Source organism: Microbispora sitophila (assembly GCF_014892245.1).
In the GTDB taxonomy this organism is placed as follows: Bacteria; Actinomycetota; Actinomycetes; order Streptosporangiales; family Streptosporangiaceae; genus Microbispora; species Microbispora siamensis.
This window is the reverse complement of sequence record NZ_JADBGC010000001.1, coordinates 487265-505069: the sequence shown is the minus strand read 5'-3', so window position 1 is coordinate 505069 and position 17805 is coordinate 487265. Positions and strand designations below refer to the sequence as shown.

General features: G+C 71.1%; 16 protein-coding genes and 1 pseudogene. 6 read left to right on the top strand and 11 right to left on the bottom strand.

Annotated elements, in window-relative coordinates:
• Positions 1–3 precede the first annotated feature (3 nt).
• The 3 genes from egtB to IL992_RS02295 all read right to left on the bottom strand — a co-directional run bounded on the left by egtB (position 4) and on the right by IL992_RS02295 (position 3203).
• Positions 4–1314: an ergothioneine biosynthesis protein EgtB gene (egtB, locus tag IL992_RS02305; RefSeq protein WP_319018274.1), complete on the bottom strand. Its 1311-nt coding sequence runs from the start codon at positions 1312–1314 to the stop codon at positions 4–6.
• A complete protein-coding gene (egtA, locus tag IL992_RS02300; protein WP_193201608.1) occupies positions 1311–2435 on the bottom strand; it encodes an ergothioneine biosynthesis glutamate--cysteine ligase EgtA in 1125 nt (374 codons plus the stop codon). The genes egtB and egtA overlap by 4 nt, the downstream gene beginning before the upstream one ends.
• Positions 2436–2543: 108 nt before the next feature.
• Positions 2544–3203 carry a hypothetical protein gene (locus IL992_RS02295; protein WP_193201607.1) on the bottom strand — a complete coding sequence of 220 codons (660 nt, stop codon included), beginning with the start codon at positions 3201–3203 and terminating at the stop codon, positions 2544–2546.
• A 133-nt stretch (positions 3204–3336) separates the two neighbouring features.
• Here IL992_RS02295 and IL992_RS02290 point away from each other — a divergent pair, with 133 nt between their 5' ends.
• The 4 genes from IL992_RS02290 (at position 3337) to IL992_RS02275 (ending at position 6434) form a co-directional block, all read left to right on the top strand.
• Positions 3337–4476, top strand: a complete 1140-nt coding sequence (locus IL992_RS02290) for a sensor histidine kinase (protein WP_193201606.1) — start codon at positions 3337–3339, stop codon at positions 4474–4476.
• Between the two features lie 20 nt (positions 4477–4496).
• Positions 4497–5165: a response regulator transcription factor gene (locus IL992_RS02285; RefSeq protein ID WP_319018273.1), complete on the top strand. Its 669-nt coding sequence runs from the start codon at positions 4497–4499 to the stop codon at positions 5163–5165.
• Between the two features lie 19 nt (positions 5166–5184).
• Complete coding sequence (gene dapD, locus IL992_RS02280) at positions 5185–6153, top strand: 2,3,4,5-tetrahydropyridine-2,6-dicarboxylate N-succinyltransferase (protein WP_193201605.1); 969 nt, start codon at positions 5185–5187, stop codon at positions 6151–6153.
• A 104-nt stretch (positions 6154–6257) separates the two neighbouring features.
• Entirely contained in the window at positions 6258–6434 is a 177-nt protein-coding gene (locus tag IL992_RS02275; protein WP_179155236.1) for a hypothetical protein, read from the top strand.
• Between the two features lie 119 nt (positions 6435–6553).
• On the opposite strand, the gene IL992_RS02270 is transcribed toward IL992_RS02275, so the two are convergent.
• Positions 6554–8437, bottom strand: a complete 1884-nt coding sequence (locus IL992_RS02270) for a glycoside hydrolase family 6 protein (protein ID WP_193201604.1) — start codon at positions 8435–8437, stop codon at positions 6554–6556.
• Between the two features lie 349 nt (positions 8438–8786).
• On the opposite strand from IL992_RS02270, the gene IL992_RS02265 reads away from it, so the two are divergent.
• Together IL992_RS02265 and IL992_RS02260 are read left to right on the top strand one after the other, a co-directional pair.
• Positions 8787–9764: a malate dehydrogenase gene (locus IL992_RS02265; protein ID WP_079315954.1), complete on the top strand. Its 978-nt coding sequence runs from the start codon at positions 8787–8789 to the stop codon at positions 9762–9764.
• A 45-nt stretch (positions 9765–9809) separates the two neighbouring features.
• Positions 9810–11234 (top strand): dihydrolipoyl dehydrogenase family protein, encoded by a 1425-nt coding sequence (locus tag IL992_RS02260; RefSeq protein WP_319018272.1) that lies wholly within the window; start codon positions 9810–9812, stop codon positions 11232–11234.
• 185 nt (positions 11235–11419) lie between these two features.
• Here the strand turns inward: IL992_RS02260 and IL992_RS48865 are convergent, their stop codons facing one another.
• From IL992_RS48865 to IL992_RS02230, 7 genes and pseudogenes are all read right to left on the bottom strand, one after another.
• Positions 11420–11554, bottom strand: a complete 135-nt coding sequence (locus IL992_RS48865; protein WP_404804722.1) for a hypothetical protein — start codon at positions 11552–11554, stop codon at positions 11420–11422.
• Between the two features lie 204 nt (positions 11555–11758).
• Positions 11759–11896 (bottom strand): hypothetical protein, encoded by a 138-nt coding sequence (locus IL992_RS48860; protein WP_193201603.1) that lies wholly within the window; start codon positions 11894–11896, stop codon positions 11759–11761.
• A 475-nt stretch (positions 11897–12371) separates the two neighbouring features.
• Positions 12372–12764, bottom strand: a pseudogene (locus tag IL992_RS48855) (DUF998 domain-containing protein); the annotation flags it as partial.
• A 165-nt stretch (positions 12765–12929) separates the two neighbouring features.
• Positions 12930–14600, bottom strand: a complete 1671-nt coding sequence (locus IL992_RS02245; RefSeq protein WP_226872070.1) for an alpha-amylase family protein — start codon at positions 14598–14600, stop codon at positions 12930–12932.
• Between the two features lie 136 nt (positions 14601–14736).
• On the bottom strand, positions 14737–14940 hold the full coding sequence (locus tag IL992_RS02240) for a cold-shock protein (protein ID WP_079315906.1): 204 nt from the start codon (positions 14938–14940) through the stop codon (positions 14737–14739).
• 211 nt (positions 14941–15151) lie between these two features.
• Entirely contained in the window at positions 15152–16066 is a 915-nt protein-coding gene (locus IL992_RS02235; protein ID WP_226872068.1) for a phosphotransferase enzyme family protein, read from the bottom strand.
• Positions 16067–16082: 16 nt separating this feature from the next.
• Complete coding sequence (locus IL992_RS02230) at positions 16083–17570, bottom strand: XRE family transcriptional regulator (protein WP_226872066.1); 1488 nt, start codon at positions 17568–17570, stop codon at positions 16083–16085.
• Between the last annotated feature and the right edge of the window lie 235 nt (positions 17571–17805).

Sequence of the window (17805 nt, the reverse complement as noted above, 5' to 3'; positions counted from 1 at the left end):
CCCTCACTCCTCCGAGCGGGCGCAGCGGAACCCGGCGAAGATCTGCCGCCGGATCGGGTAGTCCCAGTTGCGGAAGGTCGTGCGGACGGCGGAGGGATGGGTGGCCCACGATCCGCCGCGCAGCACCCGGTAGGTCTCCCCGAAGAAGACCTTGCTGTACTCCTCGTAGGGGAAGCACCGGTAGCCGGGATAGGGCTGGAACCAGGAGTCGGTCCACTCCCACACGTCCCCGATGAGCTGCTCGACCCCGTAGGGACTCGCGCCGTCCGGGTACGCCCCCGCGGGCGCGGGCCGGGCCGCGCGGTGGCCGAGGTTGGCCCAGCGCGCGAGGTGGCCGGGATCGGCCTCGCCCCAGGGGTACGTGCGGCCTCCGCACGCCTTCTCCCACTCGGCCTCGGTCGGCAGGCGTTTGCCCGCCCACCGGGCGTACGCGTCGGCCTCGTACCACGAGACGTGCTGCACCGGCTCGTCCGGCGGCACGGGCTCCTCCCGGCCGAACCGGACCCGCCACCAGGTGTCGCCGTCGCGCGTCCAGAACAGCGGGGCCTCCACGCCGTCGCGCTCGACCCACTCCCAGCCCTGCGGCAGCCACCAGCGCGGGTCGCGGTAGCCGCCGCCCTCGACGAACTCCAGGTAGGCCCCGTTGGTGACGGGATGGCGGTCGATCCAGTAGCCCGGCAGGTACAGCCGGTGGGCCGGCCGCTCGTTGTCGTACGCCCAGGGCGTGGTGTCGGTGCCCATCGTGAAGACCCCGGCGGGGATGTGCACCTCGAGCTCGGCGGCGGGCCTGCCGGGCGGCAGTTCCCCGTCGCGGACCAGGCCGGGCCGCCGGGACAGCTGGAGCGTGGCGAGCATGGTCTCGTCGTGCTGGTGCTCGTGCTGCAGCACCAGCCCGAAGACGTAGCCGCCCGCCCGCAGCGGATCGGGGTCGGTCAGGTCCACCTGGTCGAGGACGTCGAGCACCCGGCCGCGCACGCCGGAGATGTACTTCCTCGCCTCGGCCGGGCCGAGCAGCGGGAGCGACGGCCGGTCCTTGCGCGGATACTTGAACGCGTCGTAGAGGTGGTCGATCTCCGGGCGCAGCGGTTCGATGCCGCCCACCTCGCGCAGCACCCACAGCTCCTCGTAGTTGCCGACGTGCGCCAGGTCCCAGACCAGCGGCGACATCAGGGGCGAGTGCTGGCGCACGAGCATCTCGTCGTCGGCGTCCGTGTAGGCGAGCGACCGCTCGCGTACGGCGGCGAGCTCGGCCGCGATCCGCTCCTTCAGGCCGGTCGGGCCGGCGTTGCCCAGGACGGCGTCGAGATCGGTCACGCGAACATCTCCTCCATCTGGTCGGCGGCCGGCGATCGGCCGGATTCGATGTGCCGAGAGGAAAACGCGCGGACCCGGGCGACCAGCGAGGGCTCGGCCCCGAGGCGGGGCAGGGCCTCGGCGGCGGCGGCGAAGCAGGCCGAGGCGGAGCGGCGCAGATCGGGGTCGGCGAGACCGAGGCGGGCGGCGTCCGCCCACCGGTGGGCGACCGGCCGGGCCGCCTCCATGGCGGCCCCGGCGGCCCGGTCGTCGGTGACGAGCGCGTGGACGACGGCCACGCACACGGGCCATTCGGCGGCACCCTGCGCGTCGAGGTAGCGCACCTCCAGCCAGCCCCGTGGCCGTACGGGCGGGAAGAGCGTGGTGGCGTGGTAGGCGAGGTCGGCCTCGCCGGGGGGCCGCCCGGCCACACGGGCGAAGTCGCGGAACGGCGAGCCGTCGAGGACCGGCAGGAGACCGCCGTCCCCCCGGACCAGCATGAGACGGGCGTCGAGAAGGTAGCGCGCCCAGTCGTCCACCGGGTCGCCGTTCCGTGCGACCGGCGCCGTCCTGCTCGGGTCGAGCCTGCTCCACACGGCCTGGCGGCCGGAGGCCCACCCGCCGGCGGGCGAGTTGGCGAAGGCCGCGACCAGCACAGGGCCGAGAATGTGGGACCGTTCCCAGCGGGTTCGGGAGTCCTCGCCGAAGTCCAGATTGACCTGGACCGACGCCGTCGAGCACATCATCGTCAGGCCGTCCGGCCAGTCCAGGAACGCGGCCATCGCCTCATACCTGGGCTCTCGTAACTGCCGCAGGGGCGGGCGCAGGGCGTCCAGGCCGCGGCCGCCCAGCCGCAGCCCGGCCCGGGCGAGTGCGAGCCGTACGGCGTCGACGTCGGCGGTGAGCTTCGCGATCGCGGCGGGCAGGACGTCCGGCGGGGCGGACAGTTCGAGCTGCCCGCCCGGCTCGAACGTCACCCGGCTGCCACCCGGGAGCGCGGGGAGCGCGCCCGCGATCCGGGCGATGGGGACGGGAAGCGCGGGGTTGTCCGCGTCGAAGACCAGGAACTCCAGCTCGACGCCCAACCGGTCGGAGGTGACCCCGCGGAAGCAGTCCCGGGCGTACCTGTGCACGTCGGTCATTCGCCCCCCATCGGGCCGATGTTTACGCGACTCGGTCGTGCCGAGTCAACTTTCCCCGTTATCCCCCTTTTCAACCTGAAACCCAGTGAAACAGTGCGTTAACGCAGGTCACGCGGCGGCGGAGGTCGCCCACTCCTCGTCGCGCATGCGGATCATCGAGACGCCGGCGATTCCGAAGACGACCAGCAGGATGACCGGGCCGCCGAGGCCCAGCACGAGGTTCCACGCGCTCGCGCCGAACAGCCAGGCGAGGATGCCGACGAGCACGCCGGCCGGGAACCACCACCCGGCCCGGCCTCCCCAGGCGTACGCGACGGCGACGAGCACGAGGCCGAGGAACGACCCGATCATGCCGGGCATCTGCCAGGCGACGATCATCGCGGGCTGCGCCGCGTCCTGCATGAGCTTCTCCGCCTGGTCCACCGGCAGCATCTGGAACGCCACGATGTCGAAGAAGTCCGAGATCATCAGCGCCGAGAAGTTGATGAGGCCGAGAACCGTGATCACGCCCGCGATGTTGGCGAGCACCACGCCCTTCTCGCGTACGAGGTGGACGAGGCCGATCACGCCGGGCACCCACAGGACCCACGCGTAGTGGAGGAGCGTCGCGCTGACGCCCACGGCTCCCGGGTTGTGCGCGTACGCGAGGGGGTCGTCGACCCCGGGCTCGGACGGATCGGCGGCCATGCCGAGGAGCAGGCAGAGCGGGGCGAGGATGAGGCTTGTGCCCGCCGCGACGCGGCGGAAGGTGTTCGCGTTGGTAAGCATGCGGAGGACCGTACGGATCGGTCCCCCACCCCGTCGTCAAAGCACACGTTGACCCTCTGTCCCCCTACAGGCGGATTTGTGGAACGGTGCATTCGGGACGACCGTTACTCTCTGCACCATTACTCTCTCCACCATGCTCCACCGCCGTCCCCCCACTCTCGTCGACTGGCTCGTCGCGGTGGTCGTGGGCCTGTTCGCGATCGCCGAGGAGGTCGGCGGGCGCTCGACGGGCCCGGCCCGCGACCATCTCCCCGTGTGGATCGCCGGGGGGATCGCCGCCGCCGTCGCGGTGCTGTTCCGGCGCCGCGCTCCGTTCGCGATCCTGTTCGTCTACTGCGCCGTCACCGTCCCGCTGCTCCTCCTGGAGTCCCAGACCGCGGCGGCCTGGCAGTTCTACACCGAGCTCGTGCTGCTGTTCACCCTCCTGTCCGAGGTGCGGCCGCGCAGCGTGCGGGCCGCCGTCGGCCTGGCGGCGAGCGGCGCGTACGTCGCCGCGATGATGTCCACCTCGTCCCCCCAGGCGGGGTGGGGGGACGTCGCCGTGGCCGTGGTGATGTCCGCGATCGCGGCCGGAGCCGGCCTGGCCGTGCGCCGCCACCGCGTGCTCGCCGTCCAGGCCGCCGAACGTGGCGAGCTGCTGGCCCGCGAGGCCGTGGCGGAGGAACGCGCCCGCATCGCCCGCGAACTGCACGACATCGTCGCCCACAGTGTCAGCGTGATGACCATGCAGACCGGTGGCGTACGGCTCATGCTGCGCGAGGACCAGGAACGTGAGCGGCAGGTGCTCGCGTCGATCGAGGAGACGGGCCGGGGCGCCGTGGACGAGCTGCGCCGCATGCTCGGCCTGCTGCGCGGGCCTGCCGACTCGGGTCCGCAGGCCGGCCTCGACCGGCTGGACGACCTGCTGGACCAGGTCAGGGCCGCGGGGCTCGACGCGACCCTGGAGGTGCGCGGAGACCCGGCGCCGCTGCCCGCCGGGCTCGACATGTCGGCCTACCGCATCGTGCAGGAGGCGCTGACCAACGCGCTCAAGCACGCGGGCCCGACCCGGGCGACGGTCACCGTGGACTACCGCCCCGGAGAGCTCCACCTGGAGATCGTCGACCTGGGCCCCCGCGAGGGCCGGGCGCAGGCGCGGGCACGCGGCGCCGGGCAGGAAGGCGGGCACGGGCTGATCGGCATGCGGGAGCGGGCCGCCCTGTTCCACGGCACGCTGACCGCGGGACCGCTCGCCTCGGGCGGGTTCGGCGTCCGGGCGGTGCTGCCCCGGTGAAAGACACTGTGAGAGACGCTGTGAACGAGCGCCTGATCGGGATTCTGATCGCCGACGACCAGGCGATGGTCCGGGCCGGGCTGCGGCTGGTGATCGGCACTCAGCCGGACCTCGCCGTGCTGGGCGAGGCGTCCGACGGAGAACGCGCCGTCGAGCTGGCCCGGAGCCTGCGGCCCGACGTCGTGCTGCTCGACATCGCGATGCCGCGGCTCGACGGCCTGGAGGCGGCCCGGCGGATCCTGTCCGCGCCCGTGCCGCCACGCGTGATCATGCTGACGACCTACGACACCGACGAGAACCTCGACCAGGCCCTGCACACCGGAGTCAGCGGCTTCCTGCTCAAGGTCTCGCCCCCCGAGCACCTGTTCGCCGCGATCCGCAGCGCCGCCCGTGGGGAGGTGCTGCTCGACCCCGCCGTCACGGGCCGGGTCGTCGACGCCTACCGCCGCGCGCAGCCCGCCGCGCCGCCGCCCGAGACGGGACTCACCGCGCGGGAGGAACAGGTGCTACGCCTGGTGGCGCGGGGGCTGTCGAACGGCGAGATCGCGGACACGCTGTCGATCAGCGAGGCCACGGTGAGCACGCACATGAACCGCCTGCTGGCCAAGCTCGGCCTGCGCGACCGCGCCCAGGCCGTCCGGTACGCCTACGAGTCGGGCCTCGTCCGCCCAGGTGATGCCTCGTCTTGAGCCGGTAGCGTAGGTGCACATGACAGCTATCGACTCCACCACCTCGGGTGCGTACGGCATCGGCCTCGCCACGATCGCCGCGGACGGCACCGTGCTGGACACCTGGTTCCCCTTCCCGGCGCTGGGCGAGCCCCCGGCCGTGGGCACCGAGCCGATCGCCGGCGAGGACCTCGGCGAGGGCATGGCGGAACTGGTCGGCCCCGACCCCGCCCGGGGCGTCGAGGTCGTGGCCGTGCGCACCGGCATCACCGACCTGTCGGCCCCGCCGGTCGACGCGTACGACGTGTACCTGCGCCTGCACCTGCTGTCCCACCGTCTGGTCCGGCCGCGCACGGTCAACCTCGACGGGATCTTCGGGCTGCTGGCCAACGTCGTGTGGACCAGCCACGGCCCGTGCAAGGTGGAGGGCTTCGAGGAGGTGCGGCTGCGCCTGCGGGCCAGGGGCCCGGTGACCGTCTACGGCGTGGACAAGTTCCCCCGCATGGTCGACTACGTGCTGCCCTCCGGGGTGCGGGTCGCCGACGCCGACCGCGTACGGCTCGGCGCCCACCTGGCGAGCGGCACCACGGTCATGCACGAGGGCTTCGTCAACTACAACGCCGGCACGCTCGGCGCCTCCATGGTGGAGGGCCGCATCTCGGCGGGGGTCGTCGTGGGCGACGGATCCGACGTGGGCGGCGGCGCCTCGATCATGGGCACGCTGTCCGGCGGCGGCAAGGAGGTCATCTCGATCGGCGAGCGCTGCCTGCTCGGGGCCAACTCCGGCATCGGCATCTCGCTCGGCGACGACTGCGTGGTGGAGGCCGGGCTGTACGTCACGGCGGGCACCAAGGTCACGCTGCCCGACGGAGCGGTCGTGAAGGCCAGGGAGCTGTCGGGCAAGTCGGGCCTGCTGCTGCGCCGCAACTCGACGACCGGGGCGGTCGAGGCCGTGTCCCGCGACAGCAGGGGCATCGAGCTCAACGCGGCGCTGCACGCCAACGACTGACGGCCGAGCGGGCCCCCTCCCCCACCCTGAGATGACCCTGAGTCTGCCCTGAACTTGGCCTTCGGCCCTGTGATCGGCGGGAGGGCGGCCCGTACGGTGAAGGCATGGGACGCATTCTCCTCATCGCCGCAGCCGTAATCGTCGGGTTCTTCCTTCTCGGCTCCGTCATCGGGCTCATCTTCGGGGCGCTGAAGTGGGTTCTGATCATCGGCGCGATCGCGCTGATCGTGTCGGTCGTGCTCAAGCTCACCCGGAGCAGCCGGTCGAACCACTACACCTGACCGGCTCCATGGCCGGAAACAGGGCCGGAAACAGGGCCGGAAACAGGGCCGGGAAAAAGGAGCGGGCCCCGCCGCAGTGCGACGGGGCCCGTTTTCTTGTGCGCCTGGCGCGCCTCGGCTTACGAGAGCGGCGGGTAGGCGTTCTGCATCAGCTGCTGGAACTGCGCGGAGAACCAGTGGCCCGAGACCGGGGCGTTCGGCAGAGCACCGGACGGGTTGTTGCCGTTCAGGCTGTTACCGGTGTAGGTCGGGTCGCACATGCGGTCGAAGCCCTTGCCCTCGTCGTTCGCGATCGCCGAGCTGGAACCGTCGGACTCACCCGGCGGCTTGATCCAGACGTAGGCGTCGAAACCGGGGGCGGGGTTCGCCTTCGGCCGCTCACCCATACCGGCGCCGGACTGGTTGCACCAGTTGCCGGCGTGGATCCGGCGGTCGACGCGCGACTCGTTCACGAAGGTGTTGACGTCGGTGGACGTGCTCGCCTTGGTCGGACGGGCCGCGCCACCCCAGCCGTTGCGGGAGGTGTCGACCAGCATGCCGATGGTGTTCGGGAAGCCCTTCGCCACCAGGGCGTTGCGGAGAGCGGTCGCGAAGGACGACTCGTCCACGTACCAGTTCCAGTCGACCCACCTGGACTGGCGCACCGACTGGCCGTTCACCGTGGTGTTGATGTTGAAGTACGGCTCGGTCAGCGCGGCGAAGTTGGCGGTGTTCACGATGAAGCCGTCAATGCTGTTCACGCCGGCGGTGGTGCCGGTGGCGACCTGGTGGAAGAGGTTCACCATCGGCTGGAAGTTGTTGTCCCAGCCGAGCCAGGCGTGGTGTGCCGCGTCCACGTAGGTGTACACGTTCTTGATCGCGTGCAGCTTGTTCAGCGCGTACTGCACGCCCTGGACGTAGGCGCCCGAGGACTGCGCCTCCTGGCACGCCTGGAAGTTGTTGACGTTCGTGATCAGGTTCGGCAGCGAGTCGGGCTCGATGATCGTCACGATGCGGAGGTTCGAGTACTTGGGGTCCGCCATGATCCCGGCGATCACGTCGATGTACTCGCTCTTGTACCGCGCGAGGCCGTTCTGCGCGATCTTCAGCTCACCGTTGGAGGCGAGCGCCGAGCAGTCGCGGTTCGGCAGGTCGTAGATGACGACCTGGATCGTGAGAGGCGCGCTCCCGTTGGCCGCGTCCTGCTTGACCGCCTCGTCGAGGTGGTCACGCAGGCCCATGCTGTTGTTGCCGGCCGAGCCGGAGCTGATCGCGGCGATGCGGTCCAGCCAGACCGCCGTGGAGATATTGGCCACCCGCGAGCCGCCCGGCTCGGACTTCGCGCTGGCCGACCAGTCCGGGTTCACGTAGCCCGTCGCATCGGCGTACGGGTTGTCCACGTGGGTCCCGGGCGGCGGCGGCGAGGTCGACGGGGAGGGCGACGCCGACGGCGAGGCCGACGGAGAAACGGACGGGGAGGCCGAAGGAGAGGCCGAGGGGGAGGCCGAGGGAGACGGCGAGGGGGACTTCGACGGCGAGGCCGACGGCGACGGCGACGGCGACGGCGACGGCGACGGCGACTGCGGGGTGCCGTTGCAGGACACACCGTTGATCTTGAAGTCGGTCGGCGCCGGGTTGCTGCCGCTCCAGGTGCCGTTGAAGCCGATGCTCGTGGACGCGCCGGTGGCCAGGGACTTGTTCCAGTCCATGGCGGTCACGGACACGTTGCTGCCCGACTGGCTCCAGTTGCCGGACCAGCCCTGGGTGACCTTCTGGCTGCTGTTGGGGAAGGTGAAGGTGAGCGTCCAGTTGCTCAGGGCGTCGCCCAGGTTCTGGATGCTCAGGTTGGCGGACATGCCGCCCTGCCACTCGCTGGCCGTGTAGGTGACTTTGCACGAGACCGCGGCACTCGCCGAAGTGGCGGTGGCGACGGCCGCCGTGGAACCGAGCGCGAGCACGGCCGCCGCGACCAGGCCGCGGCGCACCGTGGAGCTCACGGCTCCCGGTCGGGGGGTGGATCTCATTGGGAAGGTCCTCCTGGCGATGAATTCTGCGCTTGGGAGCGCTCCCACGAACCATAGGCACCACCCCCGGCGCCGTACAGGGACCCGTCAAGGGCGGGAGCGCGGCGAAGTCGCGGCCCGGCGTTCACCCCGCGTCCGAGCAGGGATTCCGTCGCCCCGTTACGCCTGAAGTCACCTGCGTGTTTCGTGAAAGTTTCACCCTTTCGCAGGCGAAACGCGTGGCCAGGGGCCGGATGTCCCGTCCAGACCGCTCCCGACGCGCGGAAGTCGGAAGCGCTACCTGCTCACGAGGGGATACGGGCCGACGGGTAGCATCCGTGAGTCACACATATCGCGAATGGGGATCGTCATGACCGTCAAAGTGACCGTCACCGGCGCGGCCGGCCAGATCGGTTACGCGCTGCTCTTCCGCGTCGCCTCGGGCCAGCTCCTGGGGGCAGACACCCCGGTGAAGCTCAGCCTTCTGGAGATCCCACAGGCCGTCAAGGCGGCCGAGGGCACCGCGATGGAGCTCGACGACTGCGCGTTCCCGCTGCTGCGGGGCATCGAAATCTCCGACGACCCGGCCAAGGCCTTCGACGGCGCCAACGTCGCGCTGCTCGTCGGCGCCCGCCCGCGTACGAAGGGCATGGAGCGCGGCGACCTCCTCGAGGCCAACGGCGGCATCTTCGGCCCGCAGGGCAAGGCCATCAACGACCACGCGGCCGACGACATCCGCGTGCTCGTCGTGGGCAACCCTGCCAACACCAACGCGCTCATCGCGCAGTCCGCGGCTCCCGACGTTCCGGCCGAGCGGTTCACCGCGATGACCCGTCTCGACCACAACCGCGCGCTCTCGCAGCTCGCGGGCAAGCTGAACGTGCCGGTGACCGAGATCAAGAAGATGACGATCTGGGGCAACCACTCCGCCACGCAGTACCCGGACCTCTTCCACGCCGAGGTCGGCGGCAAGATCGCGGCCGAGCAGGTCGAGCAGGAGTGGCTGCGCGACACCTTCATCCCGACCGTCGCCAAGCGCGGCGCCGCCATCATCGAGGCGCGCGGCGCGTCCTCGGCGGCGTCCGCGGCCAACGCGGCGATCGACCACGTGTACGACTGGGTGAACGGCACGCCCGAGGGCGACTGGACCTCGGCCGCCATCCCGTCCGACGGCTCCTACGGTGTGCCGGAGGGCCTCATCTCCTCCTTCCCTGTGGTGTCCAGGAACGGCCGCTGGGAGATCGTCCAGGGCCTGGAGATCGACGCGTTCTCCCGGGAGCGGATCGACGCCTCGGTCAACGAGCTGGTCGAGGAGCGGGACGCCGTACGGGCTCTCGGTCTCATCTGACCGACCACGCACGGTAAGGGGCGGGCCCGGGTGGGCCCGCCCCTCGTGTCATCCCGGGTTTTCCGCACGGTACGGCTCCGCCTGCCTGGGCAGTTGACCGGCATGGACGGCATGTACGACGTGGTGGTGCTCGGCCTGGGACCCGGCGGGGAGGACGTCGCGGGACGGCTTGCGGAGGCCGGCCTCAGCGTCGCCGGCGTGGAGGCCGGCCTGATCGGGGGCGAGTGCGCCTACTGGGGCTGCGTCCCCTCCAAGATGATGGTGCGTGCCGCGGGACTGCTGGCCGAGGCGCGGCGGGTGCCCGGCATGGCCGGCTCGGTCCGGGTCTCCCCCAAATGGGCCCCGGTGATCGACCGGATCAGCGGCGAGGCCACCGACGGCTTCAGCGACGACGCCAGGGCGGAGCACTTCGAGAGCGCGGGCGTCCACCTCGTACGCGGCCGCGGCCGGATCACCGGGCCACGGGAGGTGACCGTGGACGGCCGGGTGCTGCGGGCACGGCGCGGGATCGTCCTCGCCACCGGGACCGATCCCGCCGTCCCTCCGATCGACGGCCTGGAGGACACGCCGTACTGGACGAACCGGGACGCCGTCGTGGCGCGGCACATGCCCGAGTCGCTGATCGTGCTCGGCGGCGGGGCGATCGGCTGCGAACTCGCCCAGGTGTTCGCCCGGTTCGGCACGCGGGTGACGGTCGTGGAGGCCGCCGACCGCCTGCTGGCGCGGGAGGAGCCCGAAGCGGGCGTGCTGCTGGCCCGGGTGTTCGCCGGCGAGGGCCTCGAGACGCACACCGGAGTCGCGGCCGAGCGGGTGCGGCACGACGAGGGCGGCTTCACCCTCACGCTGGAGGACGGCCGGACTCTCCGCGCCGTACGTCTGCTGGTCGCCACCGGGCGCAGGACCGACCTGGCCGCGATCGGCGCCGGCGACGCCGGCCTCGACGAGAGCGCCCGGTTCGTCACCGTGGACGGGCGGATGCGGGCCGCCGACGGCGTGTGGGCGGTCGGCGACGTGACCGGCCGGGGAGCGTACACACACGTCGCCGTCTACCAGGGCAGGATCGCGGCCCGCGACATCCTCGGCGAAGGCGGCCCGCCGGCCGACTACCGGGCGGTGCCCAGGGTCACGTTCACCGACCCCGAGGTGGCCTCGGTCGGCCTGACGGAGCGGAAGGCCCGGGAGGCCGGGCTCGACGTGCGGGTGGGCTTCGCCTCCGTCGGCGAGTCGGCCCGGGGCTGGATCCACGGGGCCGGGCACGAGGGCTTCGTCAAGCTGGTGGAGGACGCGCGGCGCGGCGTGCTGGTCGGCGCCACGAGCGCCGGGCCGGCCGGCGGGGAGGTGCTCGGCGCGCTGGTGGTGGCGGTGCAGAACGAGATCCCCACGACGCGGCTGCGGCACATGATGTACGCCTATCCGACCTTCCACCGGGCCATCGAGGACGCGCTCGAGACGCTCGACGGCCAGACGTAAGCAATCGACTTGTGACGAACCGGCGACGGCCGGGGCGGGTCCAATGCATGACCTCCCAGAAAGGAGACAGTCATGCGGCACCCCATCCTGCCGATCACATTGGGTCTGACCGGCCTCGCCCTGTCCACACTCACGATCTCCGCGGCGGCCGCGCCCGCCATGGCGACCGCGCACCACTCGATTCGCTACGCCTCGGTGGACGCCTGCACCGCCAAGGACGGCGCCACGACGCCGTGCCACACCTGGCGGCTGGACCTGCTCGACGGCACGCGGGTGGCGCTGAAGGACGCGATGGTGTGGCCGCTGAACGCCAAGGGCAAGCCGAACAAGGAGATGCAGGCCCCGCTCTCGGTGAGCGGCGACGGCGAGTCGGTGGCCTACTTCCGCAAGACCGACCACCGCCTGGTGGTGCGCGAGTTCCACGGCCCGGTGCACGTCATGCCGAAGAAGCTGCTCCCTCGCGGCGTCGGCATGGACGACGCCTGGGTGCGTCTCTCCCAGGACGGCGCCCGCCTGATCCTCGGCTACAGCGTGAAGGACGGCAGCAGCCGGGCCCGGATCTTCGACGTCTCGGGGGCGAGCGAGACCGGCACGGTCCCGGCGTTCGGCACGTTCAGGGGCTTCAGCGGCGACGGCTCAGCCGTCCTCGTGGAGCAGAGCACCGACGAGAACACCACCGGGCTGGGCGTCTACGACACCAAGGGCGGCGAGCTGGCCCACGTCGTCCCGCCCCAGATCGTGGCCGCCAACGTGCCGTGGGCGCTGTCCTCCGACGACCGCACGGTCGCGTTCGTCACCGGGAGCGGCAAGAAAGCCCGGCTGCGCTTCTACGACGCCACGACCGACCAGACGGGGGGCTCCGTCCGCTTCTCCCTGCCGTCCGACGCCTCGGTCGAGATGATCGACTGGACCGGAGAGCACGAGGTCACGCTCCACCTCATCCGCTCGGCGAGCGTCGACCACGTGACCATCCTCAGGATCGACACCCGGACGGGTAAGACCCGGGTGCGCGACTCCTACAAGGTCAGGGCAGGCACCTTCACCTACCAGAGCTGCGGCGGCTGACCTTGCCGCCGACACCGACATGCTCACCAGCGCCGCCACCTCGGAGACGACGGTGAGGCGCTGGGTGAGCCCGGCCGGCACCGTGCCGGGGTCGAGGTGCAGCATCCGGAAGGCGTAGGGCAGGACCACGAGGAGCAGCGAGCCGAGCGCGACGGCGCACAGCACGCGCACCAGACGCGAGCGGGTGGTCCGGGCGACGAGCAGCCCGGCCACCGGCAGGCTGACGAAGGCGGCGAAGGCGGCATAGCGGTGGATGCCGCCGGAGAGCGACAGCGACAGCCCCGGCCGGTCGGTCGGGAAGCCGGCCACCAGCAGCAGGCAGGCGCTCCACACGCCCACCAGCAGCGCCGCGCGCCGGTCCAGCCGCGCCAGCCGTACGGCGAGCACGGCCGAGCCCGCGGCGATCGACGTCAGCGAGACCGGCAGCAGCCATCCGTGCGGCGCGAAGACGTACTCGCTGATCATGGCCGTCAGCGGGTCGAGCCCCGCCACCAGGTGTAACGCGAACATCGCGACGGCGCCGGTCGCCACCAGCACGTATCCCAAGACCATCCCCATGGCTCTTCACTCTGGCCGTGGGGAGGGCGGCGGCCCATCGGAGATCCACCCGAGCCGCCCCTGAGGGATCCCTTAGGAGACGTCGGCGGAATCGGCCGGGGCCGTCTCGGGGGTGGAGGCGCGGAACCAGCGGCAGCCGTACCTGCCCATGGGGAAGCGGGCCCGGCCGTCGTCGGAGATCTCGACCGTGCCGTCCACCAGCAGGTCGGTCAGCACCTTGGACGAGTCGAGCCCGTCCAGCCCGATCTCCACCTCGACCTCGGTGTCGCCGAGGTTGTGCACGGCCACGACCGTCTCGCCGTCGCAGTCGGCACGGTGGGCGAACACGGCGTCCACGCCGGTGTCGAGCACCGTGTACGCGCCCCACGCGAACTCCGGGCAGTCGCGGTAGTGCCGGATCAGCCGGGTGATCCACGACAGCAGCGAGTCGGGGTCGCGCTCCTGCGCGCTGACGTTGACCTTCTCGGGGCCGTAGTCCCCGGTGGGCATGGGGATCCGCACCTTCGAGGGGTCGGCGTCGCTGAAGCCGCCGTTGCGGTGCGGGGTCCACTGCATGGGCGTCCGGACGGCCTGGCGGCCTTCCAGCTCCAGGTTCTCCCCCATGCCGATCTCCTCGCCGTAGAAGAGCACCGGGGTGCCCGGCAGGGAGAACAGCAGGCTGTAGACCATCTTGATCCGGTCGAGGTCGCCGCCCAGCATCGTGGGCAGGCGCCGGCGCAGGCCCCGGCCGAACAACTGCATGTCCTTGTCGGGTCCGAAGGCCGCGAAGACCTCCTCGCGCTCGGCGTCGTTCAGCTTGTCGAGCGTGAGCTCGTCGTGGTTGCGGACGAACGTCGCCCACTGGGAGTCCTTGGGTGCCTTGGGACGCTCCCGCAGGGCGGCGGCCAGCGGACTGGAGTCCTGGCGGGCCAGCGACAGGTACGTCCGCTGCATGGTGATGAAGTCGAAGCACATGGTGATCTCGTCGCCGAGATCGTTGCCGAAGTACCGCACCAGGTCGTCGTACGGCAGGTTCACCTCGCCGAGGAGGATGGCGCTGCCGTCGCGGCGGCTGAGGAAGGCCCGCAGGCAGGCGAAGAACTCGTGCGGGTCGGGCAGGTCGCCGCTGTCGGTGACCTGCTCGACGAGGAACGGCACGGCGTCCACCCGGAAGCCGGAAAGGCCCAGCTCCATCCAGAACCCGAGGATCCGGGAGATCTCGTCCTGCACCTCGGGGTTGGCGGTGTTCAGGTCGGGCTGGAACCGGTAGAACCGGTGGAAGTAGTACTGCTCGGTCTTCTCGTCGTACTCCCAGAGGCTGTCCTCCTTGTCGGGGAACACGATGCCCTTGGGATCGTCGGGCTCCGGCTTGTCGGACCAGATGTACCAGTCCCGATAGCGGGAGTCCCGGCTGGAGCGCGCCTCCTTGAACCAGGGATGCTTGTCGGAGGTGTGGTTGACCACGAGATCGGCGATGACCCTGATGCCGCGGTCCCTGGCCACCCGCATGAACTCGACGAAGTCGCCGAGCGTGCCCAGGCGCGGATCGACGTTGTAGAAGTCGGTGATGTCGTAGCCGTCGTCCTTGTCGGGCGTCGGGAAGAACGGCATCAGCCAGATACACGTCACGCCCATCCGGTCCAGATGGTCGATGCGCTGGATCGCCCCCCTGAAGTCACCGATCCCGTCGCCGTTGCCGTCGGCGAAGGTCTCGATGTCGAGGCAGTACACGACCGCGTTCTTCCACCACAGATCGGAGGTCATGCTCAGTCTCATGACCGTTCCCGATGCCCGGCAAAGGAACGGCAAAACATCGGGCCCGCGCCGCCGGAGCGGCGCGGGCCGACGTGGTACCGCCGGCGCGGCCGGTCACGGCCGCGATGTCACCGTGAGTCACGTCCTAGAGCGGCGTGACCTGTTCGGCCTGCGGTCCCTTGTTGCCCTGAACGGTCACGTAGCTGACTCTCTGGTTCTGGTCCAGCGTCCGGTAACCGTTCGAGTTGATCGCCGAATAATGAACGAACACGTCAGCGGTGCCGTCGTCCGGAGCGATGAAACCGAAGCCCTTTTCGGCGTTGAACCACTTGACAGTGCCTTCAGACAACTGCTTCTCCTTCTTGGAAGCTACACCATGTTCCCAGGTCGGGAGCATGAGGCTGCGTAGCGGATTCGTTGCGCGACCGCGTGAGACGCTGGAAATGCGCGCACGTCCGCCGCCGGGATGACCCGGGTGCGCTTTTTACAAACCATGTTTTCAGGAATTGTCCACTGCGACACTCGCAGCCTGTACGGAGAGTACCCGCGATTACCCGAGGCTATGCCGGTGCCGTCATATACCAGCGGGCGTGCCCGTCACCGCGCGTGAGCGAGTCGAGCCGCCGGGGCAGCTCCTGCCGGGAGAACGGGTCGCCGGAGGCGTTGCGGATATGGATGCCCACGGCGTACATGTCCCGCACCTCCATCAGCGTGCTGTAGCCGGGCCACAGCCGCAGGTCCGAGCCGTACGCGCGGGCGAACTCGTCCACGTCGGCCGCCGAAAGGCCGAAGCGGCGCTGCCCGTGGTAGGTGTGCACCAGGTCCCACTCGCGCGGGCCGACGGCCACGCCGTCCCAGTCGCACAGCACCACGTGCCCGTCCTGGCAGCGCAGCAGGTTGTCGATCCAGGCGTCGCCGTGCAGCAGCACCGGCGAGCCGGTGTCCAGGTCGCGCCAGCGCCCGGTGAGCTCCTCGATGCGGTCGCTCAGCCAGGACCGCTGGCCGGCGGTGAGCACCTCGGACCGGTGCTCCACCGCGTGCCGCACCTCGGCGAGCGGGTCGGTGAGCGTCCGCAGCCCCACCGGCGGCACCGGCTCGCGGTGCAGGCTGCGCAGCACCCGGCCGAGCTGCCGGGTCGTCGGGCGGCCGCGGGAGGGGACGTACCGCCAGAAAGTGACCGCCCGGCCGTCGTGCACGATCGGCTGGTCGGCGATCTCGTCGGCGGGCCGCACGGTCGGGAAGCCCCGGTCGGCGAGCCAGCGGGCGACCGCCACGACCACCGGCAGCCGGGTCAGCGCGTCCGGCGCGGTCGCGATGCGTACCACCATCTCCCCGCGCGCCGTGTCCCCTCGCAGTTTGAAGACGGCGTTGCTGCGCAGCCGCAGGAGCCGCGCGCCCCGCGCGTCCACCCCGATCTTCGCGCAGACCTCGCGCAGGACCCCGAACGCCTCTTCGGCCAGCGGTGCCGGCTCCATCGTCCTCATGGCGGTTTCAGGCGTTCTCGGCGTTCTCGGCGACGGGGAAGTCCGCGGCGGGGAACAGCCCGCTGAGGGCGAGCGTGGGCGACGACTCCGACAGCACCCTCCGCAGGCGCCGTACGGCGGGAAGGGCGGGGTCGGCGTCCGCCAGCAGGGCCCTGGCCCGGGTGACGACGATCGAGGTGCGGTGCTCGGCGGGCACCTGCCGCAGCGCGTCCGCGGCGATCCTGCAGGCCTCCTCGTGGTCGCCGTTCCTGGCCAGGTGGCTCGCCTGGTCGAGCAGGATCAGCGCCGGGTCGATGGTCTGGAAGCCCGGCGGGAACCCGTCGATGCCCTGCACCTGCTGGGCGTCCCCCAGCTCGATCAGCGTGCCGGTGCGGTAGAACTTCAACCGCTTCTCGGTGAAGACGAAGGCCAGGTCGTCCTGGCTGATGCCGCGCATGCGGGCGAAGATCTGCTCCGCCTCGGCGAGCGCGATCCTGGCGGCCTTGCCGTCCCCCATCCTGGCCAGCGCGCGGGCCTCGGCCGCCGCCGCCAGCGCCGCCGGCGAGCTGGGGGCCGAGCCGGCCAGCGTCCGCGCCTCGCGGGCCAGCCGCACGGTCTCGTTCAGATCGCCGTAGTAGTAGAGGAGCATGGTCTGCTGGGCTCGCACGAGCGCCCGCAGCCGCAGGTCGCCCACGTCGTCGGAGGCGGCGCGGGCGGTGCCGTACCAGGCGTGGGCCTGGCGGGTGTCGCCCAGCTTCATCAGCGCGTCGGCGGCGAGCAGGGTCAGCATCGTGGTCGCGGTGAGCAGGCGGCGCTGCACCGACGACGGCTGGCGGACGGCGCTCAGCCGGCGCACGTCGGAGATCTCCAGCATGACCCGGCAGAGCATCGGCGTCGGCGGGGTCGTCATGTACTCCCTGCGGTAGCGCAACACCTGCTCGTCCAGCCGGTCGAGCTGGTCCTCGCTCACCGTGCCCGCGGCCAGCGTGCGGTCCAGGTCGTGGCGCAGTCCCTCGATCTCCGCGAAGAACCGGCCGCTCGGCGTGCCCATCAGCATCGCCTGGTGGAACAACGCCCGGCGCTCCGCGTCGTCGGCGACCGGGTCCTCGGCCCGGGCCTGCTCACCGGTCTGGCCCGGCCCCACCACGACGATCTTCTGCCCGCCCGGGTCCTCGCAGTAGTCGGCGGCCAGGCCGAGCCGTACGGCGTTGGCCCGGTAGAGCCGGGCCAGCAGGTCGATGGTCTGGGGACGCGGGCGGGCCCGGTTGTTCTCCCAGGCGTTCAGCAGGTCGATGCTCGCCCGCGGATGGCCGAGGCTCTGCTGCTCGCACAGGTGCTCCAGCTCCTCGATCGCCTGCCGGGCCGACCACCCGCGGCCGAGCCGGTGGGCCTTCAGCAGGCTGACGCCACAGCACCCGTGGATCGCCTGGACGGTCTGCCAAAGCGTCCACTGCCTTACCTGTGCCTGTTCGCGCCAGCGACGCGCGCAAGCGGGTGAGTGCTCTCCGCGGGCCATGTGCACGCCCTCCACTGGTGAAGCGGTCCCCGTTTACGGTTGTTTCCCCACGGTAAACGCGCAGGCACACAACCCCCCGGGACTGTTATGCCTTCGTGTTCGCGAACCCGCGTGTGTTCCACGGAATCCGGGTGAGTTCCCTGGTTATTGCACGGTTTCGGGGAATCCACGCGATTGCCGGTGGGTCGTTGCGGGTTCACCCTTTCCGGTGATAGGTCCTGACGTTCCCCGGAGG

What these genes read in the sequence shown, in the direction of transcription:
- IL992_RS02270 (WP_193201604.1), bottom strand. Translation starts at nt 8,437, where the DNA reads ATGAGATCCACCCCCCGACCGGGAGCCGTGAGCTCCACGGTGCGCCGC.
- egtA (WP_193201608.1), bottom strand. Translation starts at nt 2,435, where the DNA reads ATGACCGACGTGCACAGGTACGCCCGGGACTGCTTCCGCGGGGTCACC.
- IL992_RS02245 (WP_226872070.1), bottom strand. Translation starts at nt 14,600, where the DNA reads ATGACCTCCGATCTGTGGTGGAAGAACGCGGTCGTGTACTGCCTCGAC.
- IL992_RS02230 (WP_226872066.1), bottom strand. Translation starts at nt 17,570, where the DNA reads ATGGCCCGCGGAGAGCACTCACCCGCTTGCGCGCGTCGCTGGCGCGAA.
- IL992_RS02235 (WP_226872068.1), bottom strand. Translation starts at nt 16,066, where the DNA reads ATGGAGCCGGCACCGCTGGCCGAAGAGGCGTTCGGGGTCCTGCGCGAG.
- IL992_RS02295 (WP_193201607.1), bottom strand. Translation starts at nt 3,203, where the DNA reads ATGCTTACCAACGCGAACACCTTCCGCCGCGTCGCGGCGGGCACAAGC.
- IL992_RS02275 (WP_179155236.1), top strand. Translation starts at nt 6,258, where the DNA reads ATGGGACGCATTCTCCTCATCGCCGCAGCCGTAATCGTCGGGTTCTTC.
- IL992_RS02265 (WP_079315954.1), top strand. Translation starts at nt 8,787, where the DNA reads ATGACCGTCAAAGTGACCGTCACCGGCGCGGCCGGCCAGATCGGTTAC.
- IL992_RS02290 (WP_193201606.1), top strand. Translation starts at nt 3,337, where the DNA reads ATGCTCCACCGCCGTCCCCCCACTCTCGTCGACTGGCTCGTCGCGGTG.
- dapD (WP_193201605.1), top strand. Translation starts at nt 5,185, where the DNA reads ATGACAGCTATCGACTCCACCACCTCGGGTGCGTACGGCATCGGCCTC.